Below are 19,051 nucleotides of genomic sequence, written 5' to 3'. Positions count from 1 at the left end.
CTTACGCCTTCTTCTGCGGCAGATGCTCGCTGAGGGAACGCATGAGGGTGTGCTCGGCGTTTTCCAGATGGATACGGGCTGCGTATTGTGCACGTTCTACATCATGTGCAGCAATAGCTTCTACAAGGTTACGGTGTTCGTCCATGGTTTCCACTAAACGTCCCGGATAGCTCATAGAACGGCCGCGGATAGTAGTCATCTGCTCGCGCAGGTTATTGATGATGCTGCGCAGACGCTCGTTGCGGCTGGCAGTGTATAACATATCGTGGAAAGCAGTATCTACTTCGACGATTTTATCCATATCGTTGTTGGCGATATGCTGGCCGATTTCAATAAGATAACCGTTAAGCTGTTCAAGCTCCTCATCCGTAATACGCTCGGCGGCCAGGCCGGCAGCCAGAATATCAAGGCTGATACGGATTTCGTAAATTTCGGTGATATCCTTAATGGAAATATCGGCAACATAGGTGCCGCGACGGGGAATCATAACTACAAAGCCTTCCAGCTCCAGCTTACGGATAGCTTCACGCACGGGCGTACGGCTTACGCCCATTTCGTCAGCCAGCTGGATTTCCATGAGGCGTTCACCGGGGCTGAAGGTGCCGTCAATAATAGCTTGACGGATATTTTCACAGACAAGCTCACGCAGAGGCTTGTAGCTGTCTAGTTTTATAGGCTGCAAATGTCCGGACATATTTATTTTCTCCTTCCGATAGTTGTCGTAATTGCTGTTTCTACATCAAAATCTGTCAGTGCCTGCTGTACGCGCTCGGCAGCTTCTTTGTCAGCGGTAAGGCCGAAGACGGTCGGGCCGCTGCCGCTCATGAGGGCGTAGTAGGCACCTGCTCCCAGCATAGCAGCCTTAATAGAGGCTATAACGGGGTGTGCCGGGATGGTGGCAGTTTCTAAAACATTGCCCATGTAGGGGGTGATGGCCTGTCCGCCTTGGCGCAGGTATGCTTCCAGCTGCCAGATGCAGGGAGCATGGACTACACGACCGCGGTCAAAATGCTGGTAAACCCAGGCGGTGGAAACCTCCAGACTGCGTGGCTTGGCCAGTACCAGCCATGTTTCGGGCATGGCCTCCAGCTTGGTGAGGACTTCGCCGCGTCCTGTTGCCAGCATGGTGCCGCCTTCGATGCAGAAGGGGATATCGCTGCCCAATTGAGCGGCTAGCTGTTCCAGCTCATAATTTTCCAGGTTAAGCTCCCAATAACGGTTCAGGCCGCGCAAAACTGCTGCCGCATCACTGCTGCCGCCTGCCAGTCCTGCTGCCAGAAAAATTTTTTTGTTCAAGGCGATGTGAACGTTCGGAATAATATTGCAGTGACCTGCGAGCAGGGCAGCTGCTCTGTAGGCCAGGTTATCAGGACCGCAGCTGAGGTTGTGCAGATTGCAGCTGATTTGAATGCCGTTACCCTTGCTGATAACAACCTCGTCGCTCAGACCGACGCTCTGCATAACCATACTTACCTCGTGGTAGCCGTCCTCGCGCTTGCCGAGAATATCAAGTCCCAGATTTATTTTGGCATATGCCGTTTCTTTTATTTGCTTCATTATAAGTTCACCTGCCTAATATTGTATACAGTATTATTTTATACTGCTTAAGCCTGCATAGCAAGAATTTTTTTCGAACGTTCGGGATTTTGGCGAGAAAAATATTTAGTTGTTGCCTTTCTGCGTTAAAGTGTTACAATATATACATAAAAAACAAATTCTGAATATTTTGCTTGCAAAGGAGTATTGTATGAATCCCGCTTTGAAGAAAAAAATCTACCATTATGCTATGGTGACCTTGGCCTGTGCGATTATGGGCATTGCGATGAATACCTTTTACATGCCTAACAAGATGCTCAGCGGCGGCATCGGCGGCGTGGCCGTGCTGGCTTATTACGTTGCCGGTCTGCCGATGGGTGCTACGAGCTTAATCTGCAACGTGCCGCTGTTCTTTTTAGCCTATAAGTATATGGACAGGGAATATACTATCAGCGCGCTGTATGGTATTATTGCTTTTTCTGTATCCCTGGATTTCTTTCATTTTTTGTCGACCTATACTGTAGTGCATGACAAGCTGCTGGCCTGCATTGCCGGCGGTGTGCTTTACGGCATCGGTGCTGCGTGCATGTATCGTGTGGGCGGCTCCAGCGGCGGTACGGATATTATCGGCGCTATTATCCAGAAAAATTATTCTATCTCTATCAGTACAACTGGTTTTGCTTTCAATATTTGTCTGCTGCTGGCCAGTGTTTCCTTATTCGGTATCGAGCCGGTGCTGTATACCTTGCTTACCTTTTTTGTGATGACCAAAACCTGTAATGCGTTTACGACAGGCTTTGATTATAAAAAGAAGGTTATCATCATTAGTGAGCATCACGAGGAGATTGCGGAAGCGATTATTAAAATCGTCGGCCGCGGTGTTACCTATATCAGCGGCGAGGGCTGCTTTACGCATCGTCACCGCGAGCTGGTTTTTGTAGTCATCAAGCTGACGCAGTTGGCGAAGGTACGCTCCATTGTGCGCGAGATTGACCCCAGTGCTTTTATGATTATCAGTGATGTCAACGATGTCTTCGGCCGTGGCTTTACGCTTAAGCCGTCCGGGCCTAACTTCCCAAGACCTAAATTTCCGGAAAAAGAAGAATAAAGTTAACGTGAAAAAGCTTCCAAACTATCAGATGATAGCCTGGAAGCTTTTTTATTTTTAAGCCGGTACGGAGGATTCTAGCATTGAAGGAGCCGTAACAGCGATTGTTTTTTGAAAAAGAGCTGTCAAAACAGCATGGAATCGTAAGATAAATCTGTAAAAAACCCGGCAGTCAATAATGGTTCTGCAAAACAACATACAAGTTATGCCAAAAGGATATATTCCCTTAATGATATTATGCTATAATAAATGGGAATAATTCGGGAGAGTTTTGCGGAAAAAATGGCTTGTTTCATCATTTTTGTAATAAAAGTAATTGACGCAAGTGTCAAAAATGTTATACTATATAAGGAATGAGTAGTTTAGTGTTTTTCGTGTGCAAAGATTCAGATTCCAGTGGAGAAAGAAATAAATGTTAAGTGCTTATGGTTTTCCCTTTTTGCTTGCCGCTTTGGTGAGCTATATATTGACCCCTTATATTAAAACGTTAGCCTTTAAAATCGGCGCAATTGACAAGCCCGATAACCGCAAGGTGCATAAGAAGATTATGCCACGTCTTGGCGGTCTGGCTATTTATATTGCCTTTATGATTGCCGCAGTGGCAAGCTTGGAAATGACGAAGGATATTGTCGGTATTCTGCTTGGCGGCAGCGTGATTGCCATCGTAGGTGTACTGGATGACAAATATCAGCTGCCGGCAAAGGTCAAGCTGCTGGGGCAAATTTTTGCTGCCTGCGTACTTGTTGCCTTCGACATCCGTATCGAATGGGTGAACAACCCCTTTGGCGGCTATTTTTACCTCAATGAATGGTTTATTTCCGTACCGCTGACTATTTTCTGGGTTATCAGCTTTACGAACGTAGTCAACCTGATTGACGGTCTGGACGGCCTGGCAGCAGGCGTATCAGCAATTGCTTCCATGACGGTTATTCTGGTTGCGGTTCAGATGGGCTATTACCATATAGCGGTAATGACTGCGGCTCTGGCCGGCGGCATTATCGGTTTTATCCGCTATAATTTTAATCCCGCTACTATTTTCATGGGCGATACAGGCAGTATGTTCATCGGCTATATGCTGGCAGCTATTTCGGTTTACGGCGCAGTCAAGACTGCTGCTACCGTAGCGCTGATTGTACCGGCGATTGCACTGGGCCTGCCGATTATGGATACAGCCTTTGCGATTATGCGCCGCTACAGCAACGGCCGCCCGATTTTCCAGCCCGATAAGGGCCATCTGCATCACCGCCTGCTGGCGATGGGCATGAACCAGAAGCAGGCAGTGCTGCTGATGTATGCTATTACAGCCGTGCTCGGTATCGCAGCTGTGCTGTGGGCAGAGTTCGACGGCTTTTACGCCGCACTTATTATAGCGGTGATTATTACGGCAGTTGCCGTTGGTGCTAAGAAAATCGGTATTCTGAACGACAGATAAGGGGGAGGAAGAACCGTGGAGAAGATAAAGTTAATGACAGTTTTCGGCACTCGTCCGGAGGCTATCAAAATGTGCCCGCTGGTGCTGGCAATGCGTAAATATCCCGAATATATCCAGCCGATTGTGGCAGTTACCGCACAGCATCGCGAGATGCTTGACCAGGTACTGGATTTGTTTGGCATTACGCCTGATTATGATTTGAACATTATGTCGGCAGGTCAAACCCTGTATGATGTTACTACCCGCGCGCTGATGGGCCTGAAATCCGTAATGGAGGAAGCAAAGCCCGATATGGTGCTGGTGCATGGCGATACCTCGACTACCTTTGCCGGGGCTCTGGCTGCCTTTTATGCGCAGATTCCTGTAGGCCATGTGGAAGCAGGCCTGCGTACCGGTAATAAATATTCTCCTTACCCGGAGGAAATGAACCGCAAGCTGACAGGTGCGATTGCCGATATGCATTTTGCGCCGACTTCTACCAGCAAGGCTAACCTGCTGAAGGAAAACATCTGCCCCGAGCAGATTCTGGTAACAGGCAACACTGTTATCGATGCTCTGCAGACTACGGTGAAGGAAGGCTACCGCTTTGAGGACGAAGAGTTCAACAAGGTGTTTGCCAGCGGTCATCGTCTGATTCTGATGACTACCCACCGCCGTGAAAACCTGGGCGAGCCTATGCGTCATGTTTACCGCGCTTTGAAGAGCGTGCTGGAAGCGCATCCCGATGTGGAAGCAATCTTCCCGGTACACAAAAACCCCAAGGTGCGTGAAATCGTCCGCGAGGAGCTGGGACATTTAGACAGAGTGCATCTGATTGAGCCTATGGAATATGAACCGTTTGCCAATCTGATGGCCAAGGTTGATATCGTGCTCACAGACAGCGGCGGAATTCAGGAGGAGGCTCCTGCCTTAGGCAAGCCTGTACTGGTTCTGCGTGATACCACCGAACGTCCGGAGGCTGTTGAGGCCGGTACGGTTAAGCTCGTAGGCACCGCTTATGATGATGTGCTGCGCGAAACCAATCTGCTTTTGGATGATGCCGAGCATTATCGCTCCATGGCTGAGGCTGCCAATCCTTACGGTGACGGCAAGGCCTGCGAGCGTATTATCCATGCTATTTTAAGAAAAAATGGCTTTGATGTAGAAAATTTGCCGGAATTTGCGTCTAAAGCGTAGACAGAAACTGTGAAAAATATTAAAATTAAAAGAGTAAATATGATTAATTTGTGAATTCGTGCTGTGGTGAAAAAATCATGACTAACAAAACACCCGATAAGGAGCATATGCGGATGCTTGAAGCTTTGGCTACTGTGTCCTCTCTGGCGTTTATGGCCGTGATTGATTTCCTGCTGGCGTACTTCGGCGGCGACTGGCTCGACCGTCATCTGGAAACCGGCGACCATACGATGCGGGGCATCTGCATCGGTCTGGCAATAGTTTCACTTGTTATGACCTACTATAATCTGATTCAGAGGAGCGTCCTTTCACGGGACACTGAACATAAGAAGGATGAAAAGTAATTTTGATTTGACTCCCATAGCGAGAAACGGCGCGAACGCCTTTGTAGCGCGCATCTGTATGTGTGCGCTGCTCGTAGCGGTGCCGCTCTGGTTATGGCAGCGCAGTGCCTTTGCCCACGGCGTGCTTTGCGGCGTGCTGGCCGGCACGATAGATCTGTCCATTCTGTTTTTAGGCATCAAAAAATCTCTGCCTTACGTAGAGGTGCCAAAGCAGGGACTGAAAATCATGAAGCGTTTCCGTTGGGCCCGTCTGGCCGCTGCGGCTGCGTTTATTATTACGATGTTAAGGATGAAGCTTGCTGTGCATGGCGCATTTGGCGGGTTTCTTCTGATACATATATTCTTTATTTTAAATCTATTATTTATCGCGTACCAACATCAAAATGAGAGGGCGTGAAGAAAGGAGTGTGTAAAAATGGGAAATGCAGCAGCTGAAGGTGCAGAAAAATCCGGAGAGATTATCCATTACCTTACCCAATCTACCTTTTTAGGTGAAGTCAACATGCAAACCATGTACATGACCTGGGTAACCATGGCAATCGTCTTCGTACTGTTCCTTCTGGTTTGTAAGAACCCGAAAATGGTTCCTTCCGGACTGCAGAATGCAATGGAAATCATTCTTGATTTCTTAAATGGTCTGATGGAAGACAACCTGGGATCCAAAGGCCGTAAATTTATGGCACCGTTCATCGTTACCTTGTTTATGTTTATCCTGGTAGCAAACGAACTGGGCATTTTGCTTCCGCAGATTGGCGTTCACTGGACTTCACCTACCAATGACATTAATACCTGCTTTGCGCTTTCTTTGCTAATTGCGTTTAGCGCGTACTGCGTTGGTGTGGCGAAACAAGGTATCGGCCACTTTAAACATTTCATCAGCCCGAGTCCGGCATTCCTGCCGTTGCATCTTTTGGATGCAGTGACTAAACCGCTGACCATGGCTCTTCGTCTCTTTGGTAACATCCTGGCAGGCGAAATCCTGTTGATCGTACTGTATCAGCTGGCTCCGTGGGTAGTTCCTGAACTGTGGGTAATGTTCTCCCTGTTCATTGGCTTCGTTCAGGCTTTTATCTTTACCATTTTGTCTTTGGGCAGCTATGCACTGGCATTTGCTAGCCACGACGAACACTAAGCTTTTTAAGCAAAAAAAATTTAAAATCACAATTTCGAAAGGATGAAACAAATGTCTGAAAATGCAATCATTACTGCTGCATCTGTAATCGGTGCAGGCCTTGTTTGCTTGGGTGCTGCTGCTGGCGCTGGTATCGGTAACGGCAACATGTGCGGCAAATCTATTGAATCCATGGCTCGTCAACCGGAAGAAGCTGGTAAAATCTTTACCAACATGCTGGTTTGCGTAGGCTTGATCGAATCCATGCCTATTCTGTGCTATGTAATCGCTATCGTTCTGGTATTCGCTAACCCGTTCATTAAATAATTTAATTTTGCAAGATATTACAAAAAGGAGCGTGCTATAATTGGTTAACTTCAATGCAACACTTATCGCGCAGATCCTGAACTTTTTGGTTTTAGTTTTCGTTCTTGCAAAATTCGCTTACAAACCCGTATGCAACATTATGGAAGAGCGTAAGAACAAAATTGCAAGCGATCTGGAAGCTGCAGAAAAGGCTAAGACTGACGCAGAAGCAGTTAAAGCTGAATACGCTGCAAAGCTGGCTGAAGCTAAACAAGAAGCTCAAGCTATTGTTGATGCTGCCCGCAAAACTGCTCAGGCTGCTCATGACAAGATCATGGCAGACACCAAAGCTGAACAAGATCAGGTTATTGCAACTGCTAAAGAAGCAATCGCACTGGAACAGAAGAAAGCTATGGACGAAGTTCGTGCACAAGTTATCAACCTGTCCATGATTGCTGCTAGCAAGATCGTAGAACAAAAGTTAGGTTCTGAAGAAGACAAAAAAATGGCTAGCAAAATCGTTGATTCTATCATGAAATAATTTTGCTGCTTTCCCTATTAAGCCGGAAGTATGCCGCTGAAATGCGAAACAGCAGGCAAAACCCCGGTATTCGGAGGTGATTGGTACAATATGAAGACAGAAGAAAATATTGCTTTAATTAAGCAACAATTGTCCGACTTCAAAATCGATCTGGGCTCCATTAAAGAGCTGTTAGATGTAAACGTTACTACCGCCAAGAAATTGTCGGCTGACGAGTATCAATCCATTTCTGTAATCCTGACCGAGAAACTGGGCCGTGAGATTTTCCTGAACAAGAAAGTTGACCCGTCCATCCTCGGCGGCATCATCGTACAAGTTGGCGATAAGGTATTCGACGCTTCCGCACTGCGCAAGCTGAAGAAAATGGAAGTTGCTCTGAACGGCATCGACGTTCACGAGTACACCAAACCGGAAGCCCTGGGTGATGCTCTCAGCAATAAGCTGGAGAATTACAATGTGGATGCTGATCTGGAAGAAGTTGGTATCGTAGAAAAAATCGGTGACGGCATCGCAACCGTTATCGGTATGAAAAACGCTATGGCTGGCGAATTAGTTGAACTGCCCCACAACGTATCCGGCATGGTTCTGAACCTGAACCCGGACAGCGTTGGTATCGTACTGATGGGCGGCGAGACCAAAATCAAAGAAGGCGACGTTGTTCGCCGTACCGGCCGCATCATGGAGGTTCCTGTTGGTGAAAACCTGCTGGGCCGTGTAGTTAGCGCTATCGGTGACCCGATCGACGGCAAAGGCGAAATCGCTGCTGCTGCTCGTCGTCCGGTTGAATCTCCTGCACATGGTATCGCAGATCGTAAATCCGTTGATACCCCGCTGCAAACCGGTATTAAATGTATCGACGCACTTGTTCCTATCGGACGTGGTCAGCGCGAACTTATCATCGGCGACCGTGGTACCGGTAAGACTGCAGTTGCAATCGACACCATTATCAACCAAAAAGGCCTGGGCGTTATCTGCATTTATGTAGCTATCGGCCAAAAGGCTTCTAACATCGCTCGTATTGTTCGTACTCTGGAACAACACGGCGCTATGGAATACACCATCATCGTTGCTGCTACTGCTGCAGACTCCGCTCCGCTGCAATACCTGGCTCCGTACGCTGGCGTAACCATGGCTGAATACTTCATGGATCAGGGCAAAGACGTTCTGTGCGTATACGATGACCTGTCTAAACACGCTGTTGCATACCGTGCAATGTCCCTGCTGCTCCGTCGTCCTCCAGGACGTGAAGCATACCCTGGCGACGTATTCTATTTGCATTCCCGTCTGCTGGAACGCGCTGCTAAGCTGAACGATGAACTGAAGGGCGGTTCCATCACCGCACTGCCGATCATCGAAACCCTGGCAGGTGACGTAGGCGGCTTCATTCCGACCAACGTAATTTCTATTACCGACGGTCAGATCTTCCTTGAATCCGAGCTGTTCTACTCCGGTATCCGTCCGGCTATCAACTCCGGTCTGTCTGTATCCCGTGTAGGTGGTGCTGCTCAGATTAAAGCTATGAAGCAGGTTGCAGGTACCTTACGTCTGGATCTGGCTCAGTTCCGCGAGCTGGCAGCATTTGCTCAGTTTGCTTCTGACCTCGATAAAGCTACCAAAGCACAGCTGGACCGTGGTCAACGTCTGACCGAGGTTCTGAAACAAGGCCAATACAGCCCGTTGTCTGTTGAAAAACAGGTTATGGCTATTTACCTTGGTACCAAAGGCTATCTGGATGACGTAGCAGTTAAAGATGTAACCCGCTGCGAAAAAGAATTCCTGGACTTCATGGAAGCTAACCATCCGGAAGTTGGCGGAGACATCATCAAAACCAAGAAAATCACTGATGAGAACGAAGAAGCTCTGAAGAAAGCTATCGCCGAGTTCAAGGATACCTTTGTTAGTGAAGGTAGGTGATTAACTAATGGCTACTGCACGCGAGATTCATCGCCACATGAAAAGCGTAGGTAACATTGGCAAGATCACGAAGGCTATGAAAATGGTTGCTGCTGCCCGCCTCAGAAGAGCGCAGGAAAAAGCTGCTGCAAGCCGTCCGTATGCCATCAAGATCAAAGAAGTGTTATCCAGCGTTGTGAGCGATCCGAGCATCCTTGCAGGCTTAAGTGCCAAAAAACACCCGCTGCTTCAACATCGTGATGTTAAAAAAGTTGGTTATCTGGTGCTCGCCTCTGATAAAGGTCTGGCAGGCGCATATAGTTCCAACGCTTTGAAAAAAGCAGTTGCGGAGATCTCTGAATGTGAGCATGACGTAGTCATTATCACCAGCGGCCGTAAGGCTAGAGATTTCTTCCAACGCCGCGGCTATAAAGTGCTGAGCAGCCACTTCGGCTACTCCGACAGACCGTCTTACGCAAATGCAGTAGAAATTGCTCAGGATGCAATCAAACAATTTGCTGACGAGCATTTCGACGAGCTGCATATTGTGTTTACACTTTTCAAAACCGCTTTGTCCCAAATTCCTACCAGCGAAAAGATTCTGCCGGTAGAGCCTCCTGTAAAGGAGAAAGGCAAAGCTAGCGCAAGCTTTATTTTCGAGCCTGATGAAGACGAAACTCTGCAGGTACTTGCACCTAAGTATCTGGAAACTGTAGTTTACGCTGCGCTGGTACAATCTGCTGCCAGTGAGTTAGGTTCTCGTATGACTGCTATGAGCTCTGCTACCGATAACGCAGGCAAGCTGGTACAAAACCTGGAGCTGTCTTATAACAAGGCACGTCAGGCTTCCATTACCCGCGAGCTGAACGAAATCGTTGGCGGCGTAGAAGCTCTGAAACAGGCACAAAACTAATTAGATATTTCGTAGGGAGGCTAAAACCTTGAATACAGGTAGAATCGTACAAGTTGTAGGCCCTGTTATCGACGTAGAGTTTCCTCCTAAAAGCATGCCTGCTATCCTCAACGCACTGCACATTGACGGCACCACCGATGAGGGTAAAGTAAAAATCCACCTGACCGCAGAAGTTATGCAACACATCGGCAATAACATTGTCCGCGCTGTTGCTATGAGCTCCACCGACGGTCTGGTTCGTGGCATGGAAGTTGTAGATACCGGCGCTCCTATCAGCGTTCCGGTTGGTCCTGGTGTACTGGGCCGTATCTTCAACGTTTTAGGTGAAACTGTAGACCATGATGACACTCCGGTTGAAGCAGCTGATCACTGGCCTATTCATAGACCGGCTCCGAGCTTTGACCAACAGGCTACAGCTACTAAAATTTTGGAAACCGGCATTAAAGTCGTTGACCTTATCGCTCCGTATGCAATGGGCGGTAAAATCGGTCTGTTCGGCGGTGCTGGCGTAGGTAAAACCGTTATTATTATGGAGCTTATCCATAACATTGCTACTGCACACGGCGGCTATTCCGTATTCGCAGGCGTTGGCGAACGTACTCGTGAAGGCAACGATCTGTGGGGCGAAATGAAAGAGTCTGGCGTTATCAACAAGACTGCTCTTGTATACGGCCAGATGAACGAGCCTCCTGGAGCACGTATGCGTGTTGGTCTGACCGGCCTGACCATGGCAGAATACTTCCGTGATGTTGGCGGCCAGGACGTACTGCTCTTTATCGATAACATTTTCCGTTTCATTCAGGCTGGTTCCGAAGTATCCGCATTGCTCGGCCGTATGCCTTCCGCAGTAGGTTACCAACCTACCCTGGCAAACGATATCGGCGCACTGCAAGAGCGTATTACCTCCACCAAGACCGGTTCTATCACATCCGTACAGGCAGTATATGTACCTGCAGATGACTTGACTGACCCGGCTCCGGCAGGCACCTTCGCTCACTTGGATGCAACCACCGTATTGTCCCGTCAAATCGCAGAGCTTGGTATTTATCCGGCAGTTGACCCGCTCGACTCCACCAGCCGTATCCTCGATCCGCTGGTAATCGGCGAAGAGCATTATCATGTTGCTCGTGGCGTACAGGCTATCCTGCAACGTTACAAAGAATTGCAAGATATCATCGCAATTCTGGGTATGGAAGAATTGAGCGAGGAAGACAAAGTAACTGTTGCTCGTGCTCGTAAGATTCAGAAGTTCCTCAGCCAGGCATTCTTCGTTGCTGAACAGTTCACCGGTACCCCCGGTCAATATGTTCCTCTGAAGGAAACCATCCGCGGCTTCAAAGAAATCCTCGAAGGCAAGCATGATGACCTGCCGGAAGGTGCTTTCTACATGGTTGGTACCATTGATGACGCTGTTGCCAAGGCTGCAACTATGAAGGATTAACAGATGGCTACTCCGTTTTCTTTTGAAATTGTCACGCCGGATAAGATGCTGTTCACTTCTGAAGAAGTAACTTATGTGGGTTTCCGTGCTTTGTCCGGTAATCTGGGCCTCAAAGCTAGACATATGCCTATCATTGCGACCATGGATATTGCACCGATGAAGCTGGAGTTCACCGACGGCAGCGTTAAAGAATTTGCTGTTTGCGGCGGCTTTCTGGAAATGAAAGACAATAAATGCACCGTTTTGGCAACTATTGCCGAAGCTGATGCAGATATTGATACCGCTCGTGCAGCAGCAGCTAAAGAACGTGCAGAGCAACGTCTTGCTTCCAAGAGCGAAGACATTGACACTGTTCGTGCTGAAAACGCCCTGAAGAGAGCTTTGACTCGCTTGCGTACTACTCACAAGCTGTAATAAGCATTGCGACAATGCCAAAAAAATTACCCCCGTCCGTTAGGGCGGGGGTTTTTGCTATGTAATCTTAAGTTACCACGTTTTCTGATTGGCAATTATTTTACCGAGTGTAGCTAAAAACTGCTCACGTTCGTTGCTAGGGATAGAGGCGAATTCTGCTTCATCAATAGCATTTAATGATTGCTGAACCCAAATAGCTTTTTCATTGCCCTTTTCAGTTAGGCAAATCAGGCTGGAGCGTTGGTCTGTAGGATGCGCTTGCTTATAAATCAGATTATCCTTTTCCATACGCTTTAATAAAGTTGTTACAGTAGATTTATCAAGGAAGCAGCCTTCGCTGACAGCTTTTTGCGTGGAAGTGTTGTGCTCAAGCAAAAACTCCAGAATCTTCGGTTGTCCGGGCAATAAACCTGCCTGCGGCAATTGTTGGGCAAGCCGGCGGTTTGAGCGCAAAAAGGCCTCTAAAAGCAATAAATGTAATTTTTCCTTACTCATTTTTTCAAATGCTTATCGTAAAAAGCAATGACGATATCCATAATCTCCGGCTGTACCCAGTACGGACCGCCATGCGCTGCTCCTTTCACAAGATAACGTGTTGCCTCAATATTGTGCTTGGCAAGCTCTGCGCGCAGAAGCTCGGTTTGGCTGGGAGAAACAAGAAAATCGGCATCACCGTGCATCAAAAGGAAGGGAGCGGTTTTTTTGCTGATATAGGTTAAGGGATTGGCAGCCTTGGCACCTTCCGGATTGGCCGGAATACCGCCGTCCTTGCCGCCAAAGACAGGTGAGCCGTTTACCCACAGTGCTTCGGTTGCTGCAGCACTGCGGTGCTTTGCTTGTACGGCTTCATTGTAATCTGCACCGATTTTATTGACATCGGATACACCGTAAACGTCAACAACTGCCTGTACATCGCTGCTGTAGCTTAAGTTTTCGCCTTTGTCAAAGCCCTTGACACCATTAGTCGTTCCGGACATAGCGGCAAGATAACCGCCTGCACTGCCGCCGAAAACACCGATGTGCTTAGCGTCGATATGAAATTTTTCGGCATTGGCACGCAGGAAACGTACTGCGGATTTTACATCCTCCAAGGGTGCTGGGAAGGTGGAGGTAGGTGCAACGCGATAGGTCATGCTGGCAACAACATAGCCATGCTCAGCCAGGTCAAGCCATTGCTGCATGTAACCATCCTTGTTGGCATTGATAAAGCCGCCGCCGTTGATATATAAAATTACAGGATGCGGCTTTTTGTCCTGCGGTATTACAAGGTGCATAGTCAGCGGTTTATTGGTGTAGCCACGATCGGGAACCTGAGCGTAGACTACGTTGGAAACAAGCTGCACGAAGGGGCGCGAGGTGTCTTTCAGCTCTATATTTATAGTAGGTGTACCTTGGATTGCAGGAGCTGCGTTTTGTTCGCTGGCAAAGACAAGAGTGTTATGAGTAAATGTCAGCATAGCTGTGCTTAAAGCAAGCGAGCTTAAAATAGCTTTAAAGTTCATGTGAGTCAATCCTTTCTTGTTATTTTAGTTGGAATTCAAACTAAATTCAAGGATAGTCTATAATACTTTGGCTTAATTGTCAAGCTGATAATAAAAGCTGCTGACTGTATCTGTAAAAGTGCAGGGCGTTTATGGGTATAACATAATTTTCTTAAGTTAAAGTCTTGTATACATCACCCTAACTCTCCCCAAAAGCTGCTATTTGTGGTATTATTTACATAGTGTTGTTTGACACTGCTTACCAAAGCTTAAACAAGGAGTGATAGATTATGACAACTGCAAAGGAATTGCAAAAGAGTTTGACATGGGAATTCCCCCATATCGCTAAGAAAAACACTGATGCCAAGGAAGCAGCGTTTGCTTACTGCGAAGGCTATAAGGAATTTTTGAATACTGCTAAAACAGAGCGCGAATTTACCGCCAAGGCTGTAGAAAAGCTGGCAGCCGCAGGCTATGTGCCCTTCGAGGAAGGCAAGGCCTATAAACCCGGTGACAAGGTTTACTTTGTTAACCGCGGAAAATCTCTGGCTATGTCCACCTTCGGTACTGCGCCGTTGGAGGCAGGCGTGCGCCTGAACGCTGCGCATATCGATTCTCCGCGTCTGGATTTAAAACCGAATCCGGTATACGAAAACCATGAGATGGCATATTTTAAAACGCATTATTACGGCGGTATCCGCAAATATCAATGGGTGACTGTGCCGCTGGCTATGCATGGCGTGATCATCAAAAAGAATGGCGAGCTGGTTAAGGTATGCGTGGGCGAAAACGCTGGCGATCCTGTTTTCTGTGTGACGGACCTGCTGCCGCATCTTGGTGCTAAGCAGAATGAGCGCAAGTTGGGCGAAGGCATTAAGGGCGAGGAGCTGAATATTGTTATCGGCAGCCTGCCTTTTGTTGACGAAAGCGAAGAAGAGGGCGTTAAGGACGCTGTGAAGCTGAATGCGCTGGCACTGCTCAACGAAATGTATGGCATTACCGAGCATGACTTTATGCGTGCGGAAATTGAATTTGTGCCTGCAACCAAGGCGCAGGACGTGGGCCTGGACCGCAGCCTGATCGGTGCCTATGGCCAGGACGACAAGGTTTGCGCTTACACTGCGCTGACTGCGGAAATTGATACCAAAGCGCCGTATTACACTACTGTTACCGTTTTGGCTGATAAAGAGGAAATTGGTTCCTATGGCAACACCGGACTGAATTCCGATTTCGTGCTGCACTATCTGGAGGATCTGGCAGCAACTCAGGGTGCCAACATCCGCAAGCTGCTGCGCAATACTACCGCACTTTCCTCCGATGTCAATGGTGCCTATGACCCGAGCTTTGCTTCCGTATACGAAGAACGCAACAGCTGCTTTGTCAACAAAGGTCCTGTGCTGACCAAATATACCGGTGCGCGCGGCAAATCCGACTCCAATGATGCCAGTGCCGAAACTATGGCTAAGGTTATCAGCATTATGGATGAGGCTGATGTTTTCTGGCAGATTGGCGAGCTGGGCGCTGTTGATGAAGGCGGCGGCGGTACCGTTGCATTGTATGTTGCAGCTATGGATATGGACGTAGTTGACCTTGGTGTGCCTATTCTGTGTATGCATTCTCCGTTCGAGCTGAGCTCTAAGCTGGATGTTTATTACACCTATAAAGCATTCGCTGCTTTCCTGGGGAGCAGCAAATGAATACCCTTAACGAGCTTTCACAGGCAGAGAAAAAGCAGCGTATTTTAGTTTTATGCAATGAGAACGAAATTGCCGGCTTGCAGGCCCAAGGAGTGCCTGTGAGCTGTGAGGACAGCCTGCTTTCAATGCAGCATCTGAAAATGGCACGCCTGGAGGCAGAGCGTCGCCATAAATTGAATGAAGGCTTACAGGTTTTTACGATTACGCCGGAGCCTGTGCAGGCGACGGAAGCAGAACGGGCGCTGATTTATGCCATGCTTGTGCGCTGCCGTAAGGTTATCAGCTGCCGTGATAAGCTGGAAGATATGCTGAAATTTGACGACCGCGAGGGCTGGGCAGCTTATAAGCAGGAGTATGAAAATAAAGTGCTCGATGCGTATAAGGCTACGTGGCGTGACGCAGAAGTCTATCCTTATAATATTATTGATAACATCAAAGAGTACAATAAAAACGAAAGCTATATTTTAAAGCAGCTTTACTGGCATCTGGCAGAGCGTACTCCTGGCAGAATTAATGACGGTGACGCCAGGATGATTAACGAGCTGCGCAAAATGTTCTGCGACATCAGCATCAGCCTGCTGGCACCGGATGCAGTGCTTGTGGGTGATGTGGCGCAGGATGCGCAGCTTGTTGCCTTAGCGGAAATGTTTGCCGGTAAAGACAAAATCATAAAGCTGTAAAGTTAAGCCGTCTGGCGGGATGCTCCTGTCGGGCGGTTTTTGTGTTTTGTCACACATTTTTCCTTGCATATTAAACTTGCTTATAGTAGACTATAGTATGTAGAATTAGGCAAGGCCGCAAACTTCCAGATGAGAAGAATTTGATATATAAGTAAGGACGGTGACTGTAAGATGGCTGATATCGTAGAAAGTCTGGCAGGAAATAAAATGCTGATGCTGAAGCAGGATATAGCTTTTTTGCGTAAGCGTCTGTCAGAATGCACTGATGAGGATGCTAAAAAGGCTATCCGCCGGGAATTAATGGAGAAGGAAACCTATTATAATATTTTAGCAGACCGCCAGCGGGTGAATTTCTGAGCCGGAAGCAGTACCGGCTTTTTCTTATAAGGCCGGGCGAGAGGCGCCTATGGCAAAATTTTCCGGATTTTTATTAAGTCTTGAAAAGTGCCCGTGTTTGATGATAAAATATTTGTTACGGAAAAATTTTTCCGACTTCGCATATGCAGGAGGGTTATTTTGGAAAAACTAATTGTGAAGGGCGGAAACCGCCTCGTTGGTGCAGTTAAGACCAGCGGTGCGAAAAACGCTGTACTGCCGATTATTGCAGCTTCTATCCTGGGAACTACCCCTAGTCATCTTGACGAGGTTCCGATGCTGGAAGATGTGCATACTATAAGTGAAGTTTTAAAATGTTTGGGACTGTCCGTGGAATGCAGTCCGGAAAAGAATGTGCTGGATATCGACAGCACTGAGATAACCTCGTATGAAGCACCATATGAGCTGGTGCGCACTATGCGTGCGTCCTTTCTGGTAATGGGACCTTTGCTGGCACGCATCGGTAAAGCGCGTATTTCTATGCCTGGCGGCTGCGCTATCGGTGCTCGTCCGATTGATATTCATCTCAAGGGCTTTGAGGCTCTGGGTGTAAAAATCGAACAGGGACATGGCTATATTGAAGCAAGTGCTCCCGAGGGACTGAAGGGTACCAGCATTTATTTTGATTTCCCAAGCGTAGGTGCTACCGAAAATATTATGATGGCAGCATCCTTGGCTGAGGGTACTACTATTCTGGAAAATGTTGCTGAGGAACCGGAGATTGTTGATTTGGCCAACTATCTGAATAAGATGGGTGCCAAAATCCGCGGTGCCGGTACTGATACTATCCGCATTGAGGGTGTAGACAAGCTGCATGGCGCAGATTATACCATTATTCCGGACCGTATTGAGGCAGGCACTTATATGATTGCTGCTGCTATGACTGGTGGCGATGTTGTGGTGGAAAATGTTCTGCCAGAGCATCAGAAGCCGCTGATTGCCAAGCTGCGCGAGGCAGGTGCCGTGGTTGAAGAGGATATTGATAAGGTACGCGTTATCGGACAGAATCCACTGAAGGCTGTATCTATCAAAACTTTGCCTTACCCCGGCTTCCCGACTGATATGCAGGCGCAGATGATGGCGATGATGGTTATTGCCGAAGGCCGCAGCAAGGTTACGGAAACTGTTTTTGAAAACCGTTTCATGCATGTGGTTGAGCTGAACCGCATGGGTGCGCAGATTTCTACCGAAGGACGCAGTGCTGTTATTGACGGTCCCAGCAAGCTGACAGGCTGCGATGTGCGTGCAACCGATTTGCGTGCCGGTGCAGCTATGATTCTGGCGGGCCTGGTGGCCGAAGGTACAACACGTATCGGCGATTTGCACCATATTGACCGTGGCTACGAGAACATTGTTGCTAAGCTGAAAAATCTGGGTGCAGATATTGAACGCGTAGATGTAGATTAAGGAGATATGACTAATGTTTAAGAGTATGGATATCGGTATTGATTTGGGTACCGCTAACATTCTTGTTTATGTCAAGGGCAAGGGCGTTGTCCTGAAGGAGCCTTCTGTTGTGGCTATTGACAAGGTGCGCAACAAGGTGCTGGCTGTGGGCGATGATGCCAGAGAAATGCTGGGACGTGCTCCCGGCAGTATCGTTGCTATCCGTCCGCTTAAGGAAGGCGTTATTGCGAATTATACGGTAACGCAGAAGCTGCTGGCTTACGTTATTGAGAAGGTTGCGGGCAAGAGCCTGTTTTTCAAACCGCGTGTTATGACTTGTGTGCCTATCGGCATTACTTCTGTAGAAAAGCGTGCTGTTATGGAGGCTACTACCCAGGGTGGTGCGTCTAAGACTTATCTGATTGAGGAACCGCTGGCAGCTGCTCTTGGCGCCGGTATTGATATTTCTGTACCGCGCGGCAACATGGTTGTTGATATTGGCGGCGGTACTACCGATATCGCTGTGCTGAGCCTTGGCGGTATTGTTGTGGATTCTTCTATCCGTATCGGCGGTGACCATTTTGATGAGGCTATTGTGCGTCATGTGAAGAAGGTTCATAATGTGCTTATCGGTGAGCGTACTGCTGAGGAAATCAAGATGAATGTTGCTACTGTTATTACTGATGGTCGTCATGAGTCTATTACTGTGCGTGGCCGTGATATGGTTACCGGTCTGCCGACTACCTTCAGCGTAAGTTCTGAGGATTGCCGTGTGGCGCTGGAGGATTCTGTTGCTTCCTTGATTGCTACTGTGCGTGGTGTTCTGGAAAAATGCCCGCCGGAGCTGGCTGCGGATATTGTTGATAACGGTATTTATCTGACCGGCGGCGGTGCGCTGCTTGACGGTCTGGCTGAGATTATGCAGCGTGAAACCGGTATTACTACGCATATTGCCGATGATCCGTTGGAGTGTGTGGCTCTTGGCACCGGTAAGGCGCTGGAGAATCTGGATAAGCTGCATCCTGGTACTGTTTATACTGCGTCTAATCTGGTTGATTGATGCTTGGGTATTGATTTTTGATTTTGGGAGGAGCTGCCGTTGGCAGCTCCTTTTGTGTAGATGTGAAGAAGAAGGGTATATGGTGTCGCAATTAATATATTGCAACCCTTCCGTCTGCTCGCAAAAGCTCGCAGCCACCTCCCCTTTCAGGGGAGAT

Annotated in this window: 21 protein-coding genes; 17 read left to right on the top strand and 4 right to left on the bottom strand. The window is 48.0% G+C overall.

Features of this window, described 5'->3' with window-relative positions:
• Position 1: 1 nt before the first annotated feature.
• Together Q0612_RS03060 and ispE are read right to left on the bottom strand one after the other, a co-directional pair.
• Complete coding sequence (locus Q0612_RS03060) at positions 2–694, bottom strand: GntR family transcriptional regulator (protein WP_009144941.1); 693 nt, start codon at positions 692–694, stop codon at positions 2–4.
• Between the two features lie 2 nt (positions 695–696).
• Positions 697–1,557 (bottom strand): 4-(cytidine 5'-diphospho)-2-C-methyl-D-erythritol kinase, encoded by an 861-nt coding sequence (ispE, locus tag Q0612_RS03055; RefSeq protein ID WP_298880592.1) that lies wholly within the window; start codon positions 1,555–1,557, stop codon positions 697–699.
• A 190-nt stretch (positions 1,558–1,747) separates the two neighbouring features.
• Here ispE and Q0612_RS03050 point away from each other — a divergent pair, with 190 nt between their 5' ends.
• The 12 genes from Q0612_RS03050 to atpC all read left to right on the top strand — a co-directional run bounded on the left by Q0612_RS03050 (position 1,748) and on the right by atpC (position 12,215).
• Positions 1,748–2,644, top strand: a complete 897-nt coding sequence (locus Q0612_RS03050) for a YitT family protein (protein ID WP_298880591.1) — start codon at positions 1,748–1,750, stop codon at positions 2,642–2,644.
• Positions 2,645–3,056: 412 nt separating this feature from the next.
• Positions 3,057–4,076, top strand: coding sequence for a glycosyltransferase family 4 protein (locus Q0612_RS03045; protein ID WP_367181684.1), 1,020 nt, complete (start codon positions 3,057–3,059; stop codon positions 4,074–4,076).
• A 15-nt stretch (positions 4,077–4,091) separates the two neighbouring features.
• The gene (gene wecB / locus Q0612_RS03040; protein ID WP_337397191.1) at positions 4,092–5,252 is read left to right on the top strand and encodes a non-hydrolyzing UDP-N-acetylglucosamine 2-epimerase; all 1,161 of its coding nucleotides are present in this window, start codon (positions 4,092–4,094) and stop codon (positions 5,250–5,252) included.
• A gap of 77 nt (positions 5,253–5,329) precedes the next feature.
• Entirely contained in the window at positions 5,330–5,596 is a 267-nt protein-coding gene (locus Q0612_RS03035) for a hypothetical protein (protein ID WP_210685052.1), read from the top strand.
• The gene (locus tag Q0612_RS03030; RefSeq protein WP_021719238.1) at positions 5,586–5,993 is read left to right on the top strand and encodes a hypothetical protein; all 408 of its coding nucleotides are present in this window, start codon (positions 5,586–5,588) and stop codon (positions 5,991–5,993) included. The genes Q0612_RS03035 and Q0612_RS03030 overlap by 11 nt, the downstream gene beginning before the upstream one ends.
• Before the next feature lie 18 nt (positions 5,994–6,011).
• Positions 6,012–6,728 (top strand): F0F1 ATP synthase subunit A, encoded by a 717-nt coding sequence (atpB, locus tag Q0612_RS03025; RefSeq protein ID WP_021719237.1) that lies wholly within the window; start codon positions 6,012–6,014, stop codon positions 6,726–6,728.
• Positions 6,729–6,770: 42 nt separating this feature from the next.
• Positions 6,771–7,034, top strand: a complete 264-nt coding sequence (gene atpE / locus Q0612_RS03020; RefSeq protein ID WP_363186368.1) for a F0F1 ATP synthase subunit C — start codon at positions 6,771–6,773, stop codon at positions 7,032–7,034.
• A 40-nt stretch (positions 7,035–7,074) separates the two neighbouring features.
• Positions 7,075–7,554 (top strand): F0F1 ATP synthase subunit B, encoded by a 480-nt coding sequence (atpF, locus tag Q0612_RS03015; RefSeq protein ID WP_021719235.1) that lies wholly within the window; start codon positions 7,075–7,077, stop codon positions 7,552–7,554.
• 90 nt (positions 7,555–7,644) lie between these two features.
• Positions 7,645–9,468: a F0F1 ATP synthase subunit alpha gene (gene atpA, locus Q0612_RS03010; RefSeq protein WP_293390598.1), complete on the top strand. Its 1,824-nt coding sequence runs from the start codon at positions 7,645–7,647 to the stop codon at positions 9,466–9,468.
• Between the two features lie 7 nt (positions 9,469–9,475).
• Positions 9,476–10,360 carry an ATP synthase F1 subunit gamma gene (gene atpG, locus Q0612_RS03005; RefSeq protein WP_298880582.1) on the top strand — a complete coding sequence of 295 codons (885 nt, stop codon included), beginning with the start codon at positions 9,476–9,478 and terminating at the stop codon, positions 10,358–10,360.
• 28 nt (positions 10,361–10,388) lie between these two features.
• Positions 10,389–11,801, top strand: coding sequence for a F0F1 ATP synthase subunit beta (atpD, locus tag Q0612_RS03000; protein WP_021719232.1), 1,413 nt, complete (start codon positions 10,389–10,391; stop codon positions 11,799–11,801).
• Between the two features lie 3 nt (positions 11,802–11,804).
• Entirely contained in the window at positions 11,805–12,215 is a 411-nt protein-coding gene (gene atpC / locus Q0612_RS02995) for an ATP synthase F1 subunit epsilon (RefSeq protein ID WP_298880578.1), read from the top strand.
• Between the two features lie 72 nt (positions 12,216–12,287).
• Here atpC and Q0612_RS02990 read toward each other — a convergent pair whose 3' ends face one another.
• Both Q0612_RS02990 and Q0612_RS02985 read right to left on the bottom strand, forming a co-directional pair.
• Positions 12,288–12,710 carry a MarR family winged helix-turn-helix transcriptional regulator gene (locus Q0612_RS02990; RefSeq protein WP_298880575.1) on the bottom strand — a complete coding sequence of 141 codons (423 nt, stop codon included), beginning with the start codon at positions 12,708–12,710 and terminating at the stop codon, positions 12,288–12,290.
• Positions 12,707–13,717, bottom strand: a complete 1,011-nt coding sequence (locus Q0612_RS02985; protein ID WP_298880572.1) for an alpha/beta hydrolase — start codon at positions 13,715–13,717, stop codon at positions 12,707–12,709. Before Q0612_RS02985 ends, Q0612_RS02990 begins: the two co-directional genes overlap by 4 nt.
• A 269-nt stretch (positions 13,718–13,986) precedes the next feature.
• Between Q0612_RS02985 and Q0612_RS02980 the strand changes: the two genes are divergently transcribed.
• From Q0612_RS02980 to Q0612_RS02960, 5 genes are all read left to right on the top strand, one after another.
• Entirely contained in the window at positions 13,987–15,393 is a 1,407-nt protein-coding gene (locus tag Q0612_RS02980; protein ID WP_298880570.1) for an aminopeptidase, read from the top strand.
• Positions 15,390–16,073: a hypothetical protein gene (locus Q0612_RS02975; RefSeq protein ID WP_298880567.1), complete on the top strand. Its 684-nt coding sequence runs from the start codon at positions 15,390–15,392 to the stop codon at positions 16,071–16,073. Before Q0612_RS02980 ends, Q0612_RS02975 begins: the two co-directional genes overlap by 4 nt.
• A gap of 171 nt (positions 16,074–16,244) precedes the next feature.
• On the top strand, positions 16,245–16,430 hold the full coding sequence (locus tag Q0612_RS02970; RefSeq protein WP_021719225.1) for a hypothetical protein: 186 nt from the start codon (positions 16,245–16,247) through the stop codon (positions 16,428–16,430).
• Positions 16,431–16,589: 159 nt separating this feature from the next.
• Positions 16,590–17,855: a UDP-N-acetylglucosamine 1-carboxyvinyltransferase gene (gene murA / locus Q0612_RS02965; RefSeq protein WP_021719224.1), complete on the top strand. Its 1,266-nt coding sequence runs from the start codon at positions 16,590–16,592 to the stop codon at positions 17,853–17,855.
• A 13-nt stretch (positions 17,856–17,868) separates the two neighbouring features.
• Positions 17,869–18,894 (top strand): rod shape-determining protein, encoded by a 1,026-nt coding sequence (locus tag Q0612_RS02960; protein WP_298880564.1) that lies wholly within the window; start codon positions 17,869–17,871, stop codon positions 18,892–18,894.
• Positions 18,895–19,051: the final 157 nt, after the last annotated feature.

It is taken from the genome of uncultured Phascolarctobacterium sp. (genome assembly GCF_937920985.1).
In the GTDB taxonomy this organism is placed as follows: Bacteria; Bacillota; Negativicutes; order Acidaminococcales; family Acidaminococcaceae; genus Phascolarctobacterium_A.
The sequence above is the reverse complement of the archived record's forward strand: the minus strand, read 5'-3'. Positions and strand labels throughout refer to the sequence as shown.

Bases quoted from the DNA above. Each gene is read 5' to 3' on its own strand.
- Q0612_RS03060 (WP_009144941.1), bottom strand. From the start codon at position 694: ATGTCCGGACATTTGCAGCCTATAAAACTAGACAGCTACAAGCCTCTG.
- ispE (WP_298880592.1), bottom strand. From the start codon at position 1,557: ATGAAGCAAATAAAAGAAACGGCATATGCCAAAATAAATCTGGGACTT.
- Q0612_RS03050 (WP_298880591.1), top strand. From the start codon at position 1,748: ATGAATCCCGCTTTGAAGAAAAAAATCTACCATTATGCTATGGTGACC.
- Q0612_RS03045 (WP_367181684.1), top strand. From the start codon at position 3,057: ATGTTAAGTGCTTATGGTTTTCCCTTTTTGCTTGCCGCTTTGGTGAGC.
- Q0612_RS03035 (WP_210685052.1), top strand. From the start codon at position 5,330: ATGACTAACAAAACACCCGATAAGGAGCATATGCGGATGCTTGAAGCT.
- Q0612_RS03030 (WP_021719238.1), top strand. From the start codon at position 5,586: ATGAAAAGTAATTTTGATTTGACTCCCATAGCGAGAAACGGCGCGAAC.
- atpB (WP_021719237.1), top strand. From the start codon at position 6,012: ATGGGAAATGCAGCAGCTGAAGGTGCAGAAAAATCCGGAGAGATTATC.
- atpE (WP_363186368.1), top strand. From the start codon at position 6,771: ATGAAACAAATGTCTGAAAATGCAATCATTACTGCTGCATCTGTAATC.
- atpA (WP_293390598.1), top strand. From the start codon at position 7,645: ATGAAGACAGAAGAAAATATTGCTTTAATTAAGCAACAATTGTCCGAC.
- atpG (WP_298880582.1), top strand. From the start codon at position 9,476: ATGGCTACTGCACGCGAGATTCATCGCCACATGAAAAGCGTAGGTAAC.
- atpC (WP_298880578.1), top strand. From the start codon at position 11,805: ATGGCTACTCCGTTTTCTTTTGAAATTGTCACGCCGGATAAGATGCTG.
- Q0612_RS02990 (WP_298880575.1), bottom strand. From the start codon at position 12,710: ATGAGTAAGGAAAAATTACATTTATTGCTTTTAGAGGCCTTTTTGCGC.
- Q0612_RS02985 (WP_298880572.1), bottom strand. From the start codon at position 13,717: ATGAACTTTAAAGCTATTTTAAGCTCGCTTGCTTTAAGCACAGCTATG.
- Q0612_RS02980 (WP_298880570.1), top strand. From the start codon at position 13,987: ATGACAACTGCAAAGGAATTGCAAAAGAGTTTGACATGGGAATTCCCC.
- Q0612_RS02975 (WP_298880567.1), top strand. From the start codon at position 15,390: ATGAATACCCTTAACGAGCTTTCACAGGCAGAGAAAAAGCAGCGTATT.
- Q0612_RS02970 (WP_021719225.1), top strand. From the start codon at position 16,245: ATGGCTGATATCGTAGAAAGTCTGGCAGGAAATAAAATGCTGATGCTG.
- Q0612_RS02960 (WP_298880564.1), top strand. From the start codon at position 17,869: ATGTTTAAGAGTATGGATATCGGTATTGATTTGGGTACCGCTAACATT.